Annotated in this window: 2 protein-coding genes and 1 pseudogene; all 3 read right to left on the bottom strand. The window is 67.4% G+C overall.

Annotated features, from left to right (window positions below; genetic code table 11):
* Positions 1–3,091, bottom strand: a 3,091-nt coding sequence (locus ACR2FV_RS13885) for a nitrate reductase subunit alpha (RefSeq protein ID WP_434016289.1), incomplete at its 3' end; no start/stop codon positions are given.
* Positions 3,088–4,272 carry an MFS transporter gene (locus ACR2FV_RS13880; RefSeq protein ID WP_434016288.1) on the bottom strand — a complete coding sequence of 395 codons (1,185 nt, stop codon included), beginning with the start codon at positions 4,270–4,272 and terminating at the stop codon, positions 3,088–3,090. The genes ACR2FV_RS13880 and ACR2FV_RS13885, both read right to left, overlap by 4 nt.
* Before the next feature lie 596 nt (positions 4,273–4,868).
* Positions 4,869–5,000 (bottom strand): annotated as a pseudogene (locus ACR2FV_RS13875) (CpaF family protein); the annotation flags it as partial.
* Positions 5,001–5,820 lie beyond the last annotated feature (820 nt).

Here is a 5,820-nt window from a genome sequence, read left to right as displayed (position 1 = left end):
CGGTCTCCGAGCCCGACCACTCCGGTGAGGTGATCACCGGCACGGGTGGGCCCTGGGTGTCGGCGAAGGTGATCTGCTTTCCCTGGTGCGCTTCCGCGAGGTCGGCCAGCCGCACCCCTGTGCGCTTCTCGAGCGTCTTGAAGCCCTGGGTGGCCAGGTGGCCGTTGGTCGTGCCGGACAGGGCGAGGATCGCCTCACAGACGCTGACGTCGCGCTTCAGTGAGGGCCGGCCGTCGGCCACGCCGCCGCGGACGGGACCGTTCTTGTGCCTGAGGTAGTCGACCTGCTTGCCCAGCTCGAAGGTGACGCCCTTGGTGGTCGCACCCAGCGTGTCGACCAGCGGCCCCAGCGCGTTCATCTTCTCGGCCACCGCGCCGTAATCACGCTCGACCTCGACCAGCTTCGGCATGGTGACCCCAGGGATAGGCTCGCACTCGCCCTTCTTCCAGTCCCGGACGACACCGTGCGGGTTGGCCATTGCGTCGGGGGTGTCGTGGGTGAGCGGCACCGCGACGACGTCCTTGCGCACGCCGAGGTGGGTGGCGGCCAGCTCACTGAACTTCTCGGCGATCGTCTGCCAGGCGTCCCAGTCGGTGCGGGTCTGCCACGGCGGTGCGATGGCGGGGTTGAAGGAGTGCACGAACGGGTGCATGTCGGTGGTGTTGAGGTCGTGCTTCTCGTACCAGGTCGCCGCCGGGAGGACGACGTCGGAGAAGATCGTCGTGCTCGTCTGCCGGAAGTCGATCGTCATCAGCAGGTCGAGCTTGCCCTCGGGTGCCTCATCGCGCCATTTCACGTCGACCGGGCGCTGACCCTCTGGCGTCTCCGTCGCCCGCACCGACGAGTCGGTCCCAAGCAGATGTCTGAGGAAGTACTCGTTGCCCTTGCCGGACGAGCCGAGAAGGTTGGCTCGCCAGATCGACAGGATCCGCGGGTAGTTGCCCGGCGCGTCAGGATCCTCACCGGCGAAGTCGAGCTCACCGGACTTGAGCTGCTCGACGACGTACTCCCCTACCTGCTTGCCGGCCGCGGCCGCATCGTCGCTGCGGTCGAGCGGGCTGCGGTCGAACGTGGGGTACGACGGCATCCAGCCCATCCGGGCGCTCTGGGCGATCACGTCGGCCGTGGACTTACCGGCCAGCTGGCCGGTGCCGGTGGTGGCGGACAGGGTGTCGGCGCCAAAATGGTGGTAGCGGAACTGGTTGGTGTGCAGGTACCAGTAGGCGGTCTGGATCATGTTGCGCGGCGGACGGTTCCAGTCGAGAGCGGTGGCGATCTGCGTGTAGCCCGTGAGCGGGCGGACCTTCTCCTGCCCGACGTAGTGCGCCCAGCCGCCGCCGTTGACTCCCTGGCAACCGGTCAGGTTGGTCAGGGTGAGGAACGCGCGGTAGATCGTGTCGGAGTGGAACCAATGGTTGGTGCCGGCCCCCATCACGATCATCGAACGGCCCCGTGACTCCTCCGCGTTCGCGGCGAACTCCCGCCCAACCCGCGCTGCGGTCGAGGCCGGGACACCGGTGATCGCCTCCTGCCAGGCGGGTGTGTACGGCGACTCCGAGTCGTCGTAACCCCTGGCCCACTCCCCCGGCAGCCCGTCACGACCGACGCCGTACTGCGCGAGCAACAGGTCGAAGACCGTCGTAACAAGGTGTCCCTCGACACGGCGGACCGGGACACCACGCGGCAGGTCAGCGGCCGCACCGTCTGGGGTGTCGAAGCGCGGCATCCGCACCAGCGCGGTCTCCTCCGCGCCGTCGAACAGCGAGAGCTGAGGGTCGACGTCGCCGAGCTCGAGGTTCCATCGGCCAACACCGGCCTCGCCGTACCGGTGACCGAGCGAACCGTTCGGGACGACCGGCTCACCGGTGCCCGCGTCGATGAGAACGGTCTTGAAGGCAGCGTTCTCCTCTGCCGCATCGGTCGAAGCCAAGTCGGAGGCGGTCAGGAACTTGCCCGCGGTGAATGCTCCATCCCCCGCGTCGTCGAGCTTCACCAGGTACGACAGGTCGGTGTAAGTCTTGACGTACTCGGTGAAGTACGGCGTCTGCCGGTCGACGAAGAACTCCTTGAGCACGACGTGCCCCATCGCCATCGCCAGAGCTGCGTCGGTGCCCGGTCTGGCCGGCAGCCACTCGTCGGCGAACTTCACGTTGTCGGCGTAGTCGGGGGCAACCGCGATGACCTTCTGACCGCGGTAGCGCGCCTCGGTCATCCAGTGCGCATCGGGGGTGCGGGTGACCGGAAGGTTGGAACCCCACATGATCAGGTATCCGGCATTCCACCAGTCGCCCGACTCCGGCACGTCGGTCTGGTCGCCGAAGACCTGCGGAGAGGCGACGGGCAGGTCTGCGTACCAGTCGTAGAAGCTCAGCATCGAGCCACCGATCAGGTTCACGAACCGAGCACCCGACGCGTGCGAGACCATCGACATCGCCGGGATGGGCGAGAATCCAGCGACCCGGTCCGGACCGTACTTCCTGATCGTGTGCACATGCGCGGCCGCGACGATCTCGCCGGCCTCCTCCCAGGTGGCGCGCACCAGACCGCCCTGGCCGCGGGCGGACTTGTAGGCCTTCGCCCGCTGCGGGTTCTCGACGATGTGCTCCCACGCGCGCACCGGGTCACCGTCGTGCTGGGACTTGGCCTCGCGGAACATCTGGAGGAGGACCCCCCGGACATAGGGGTAGCGGACCCGGGTCGGCGAGTAGGTGTACCAGGAGAACGCCGCACCGCGCGGACAGCCGCGGGGCTCGTACTCCGGGGAGTCCGGGCCGACCGAGGGATAGTCGGTCTGCTGGGTCTCCCAGGTGATGATCCCGTCCTTGACGTAGACCTTCCACGAGCAGGACCCGGTGCAGTTCACCCCGTGGGTGGAGCGGACCACCTTGTCGTGGCTCCACCGGTCCCGGTAGAAGTCGTCGGCCTGACGGCCACCCCGCTTCGTCAGGGTCCGGAGGTCGTCGGACACCGTGCCCTTGGTGAAGTAGCGACGGGTGCGCACCAGGGCCTCGCTCAGCGGCCCATCCAGACCCGGCTGACTAGAAGGTCGCGAGCTACCCGTGCTGTCGGGACGGTCCCGGGCGGTCGTCATGCGATGGCCATCTCCTGGTCGTGCCGACGCGCAGTCCCCCGCACGACGGTCAGGGTCAGCAGCAGGGTCAAGGCAGCCGTCGCCGACAGCAGCCACAACCCGATCGCGTAGGAGTCGGTGCGGCCGTAGACGTAGCCCATGATCAGCGGCGGGACGAACCCGCCCAGCCCGCCTGCGGCACCGACCAGGCCCGTCACGCCACCGACCCGGGACGGGTCGGTCACCTGGGCGATCAGTGCGAAGGTGGCGCCGGTCCCGGAACCCAGGGCCATCGCCATGGCCAGGAAGGCGATGGCACCCAGGGGCTCGAGGACAGGTGTCGTGGACGCGATCGCGGCACCGACCACGACGACGACGTATCCGCCGGCCAGGACCGGGACCGGACCGAGTCGGTCGGCAAGCCAGCCCCCCACCGGTCGCATGATCACGGCGAGCACCACAAAGCCGGCCATCCGGTTCGCCGCATCGGCAGGGGTGAGGTCGTAGGCGGCCTTGAGGTAGGCGGGCAGGTACACTGAGAACGCGACGTACCCGCCGAAAGCGACCGCGTACAGAATGCTGGCCTGCCAGGTGATCGGTAGGCGTGCATTTGCCTTCATCCGGGTGGACAGCGACGAGGTCGGGGCCTGCCGACCTGGTGCGTCCCCGAGCAGCATCCACGCCACGACCGCGAAGATCGCCAAGGCAGTGGCCGCGAACAGAAACGGGGCCTTGTCGCCGACGTTGGTGTAGAGCTTGACCGTCGTGAGCGCGCTGATCGCGGTACCGCCCATGCCGGCTCCGAAAATGCCCACGGCAAGGCCTCGCCGTTCCGGCGGGAACCAGGCGTTGACGAACGGGACACCGACCGCGAACGACGTTCCCGAGATACCGAGGAAGAACCCCCCGACCAGCAGCGCCGCGTAGCTGGTCTGTCCGTAGAAGCCGATGAATAAGACCGGCACGATGGTCGCGAGCGAAACGATCACGAACATCTCCCGCCCCCCGAACCTGTCCGTCAGAGCTCCGACGGGGATCCGGCCCAGCGAGCCCACGACCACAGGAACGGCCACGATCAGCGAGACCTGCCACTCGCTGAGAGCGCCCAGGGTGTCGTTGTCACGAAACACCGGGCCGAGCGGGCTCAGCAGCGCCCACGCCCAGAAGTTGATCGCGAACCCAACAGTGGCCAGGACAAGCATCAACCCGGGGGATCTGCCCTTTGCGTCACCATCAGAAACACGTACCTTGCCCACGGCAAACCACCTGGAATGATCGATCCTTACGCTCCCTGTCCCCTGCACTGTGCCACAGTCCAGCCGGCGCAGGTCGTCCCGAGTTCGGCACGATGAGTGCGATTCGCGCGAAACTTGCAACACAGGCGAAGCCGCCGTTCACATCCTGCAAGGGCCCGTCAGGCTAGAAAAGGGTAGGGCCAGGTCGGAAGGTGCGTCAGGCCTTCTTGTCGACTGCCTCCATCTTCGGTCACGAGGTCGGACTCATAGTCCACCTCCCCATGCCGCGCCAGGAACACACGCGCCGGGCACTGCAAGTCACTCACATCCCCACGCTACGACTCCCGGCCCACTGCCTCTCGCGAAATGCAGGGGCGACCAGCCACCGGCGTCCGCGATCTCGGTCCGCGCCCTACGGCGAACCGCTCAAGGAAACGACTTCGACTTCGAGCACCTGGTGCCGGTCGCCGGGACCGACGCGTCTGTCCCGCAGGGGAATCCCCAGTCGCGCATGATCGCTCCGCAGGTGGAACAAGCCGGTGCGCACACCGGGCCGCCTGCGTCAGGGTCGGAAATGCACTCAGCGTGGAGACCTTCTCGCCGGCCAGCAGCGGCAACGTGCACATCTTTACCGGCGCTTCCCGGGCGGAGTTGGCGTGCAGGCTGGCCATGCCCGGCAACCCGGCGTTCAACGCCCGGGCCGGTCTTGGCCACGGACCCTGGGGCTGCCCACTGGCTCGAGGCCTTGGCTGGCGTGCTCGCATCCTCCGGACAGCACACCTGCACTAGCTGCCCGCGGGTCCCCACTGCACGTTCCGGCAGGCTTGCCGAGCCAGAGTAGCCGGAGGCCGTCTCGGTCGCCTCGGTACAGCACATCCTTGTCGACACGACAGCGAGCCGAGGACGGCCCGTGCTGCAGCAACAGCAGTCTGAGCTGCCGCGAGCCGGTCGACTGGTCGACCCCTGACGCGCGCGTGGCCCCATATGACCTACGTCCACGTTGTGCGTGGCGTTGGCCGCGAAGCCGAACCAGACGACTGCTGCGGACTGCTGTGGACGGCCCTGGACACCCAACTACCCCCTCTCCGCGAGCTTCTTGGCTGCCACATTGGCTGCCACTGTCATCTGAACTGACTGGTGGATCAGGAAGAAATGCCCTCTGACCTGCGACGATGCGGGAGCCGCCTTCGGGATTCGAACCCGAGACCTACGCGTTACGAGAAACCGGCAGTGCGCTCAACCAGGGGGTGTCGGGTTCCATGTCACGCTCAGCGGGTCCATAGCCGTCCACCGTCGTCGGTTCGCTTGGCTGCCATTTTGGCTGCCACTCGTCGTTGTCCTTGGCAGCGCGTCGATGTCGTCGTCCGCGTCCCGTGAGAGCTCGTCTGGAAGGTCGTCATGACCGGCCAGCCCAGCACGGTCGAGCCCGACATGCCAGCAGGGAGGCCACAGCCTGGCGAGGCGTCCGACATCGCGGAGCTGGTGCTGGAGGACCGGTTCTCGATGGTCCCCGAG

Origin of the sequence: Ornithinimicrobium sp. (genome assembly GCF_051004135.1) — a bacterium.
Lineage (GTDB): Bacteria > Actinomycetota > Actinomycetes > Actinomycetales > Dermatophilaceae > Ornithinicoccus.
This window is presented reverse-complemented; position numbering and strand designations above follow the sequence as displayed.

Excerpts from the sequence above, each read along its gene's own strand:
- ACR2FV_RS13880 (WP_434016288.1), bottom strand. The coding sequence starts at position 4,272 with ATGCTTGTCCTGGCCACTGTTGGGTTCGCGATCAACTTCTGGGCGTGG.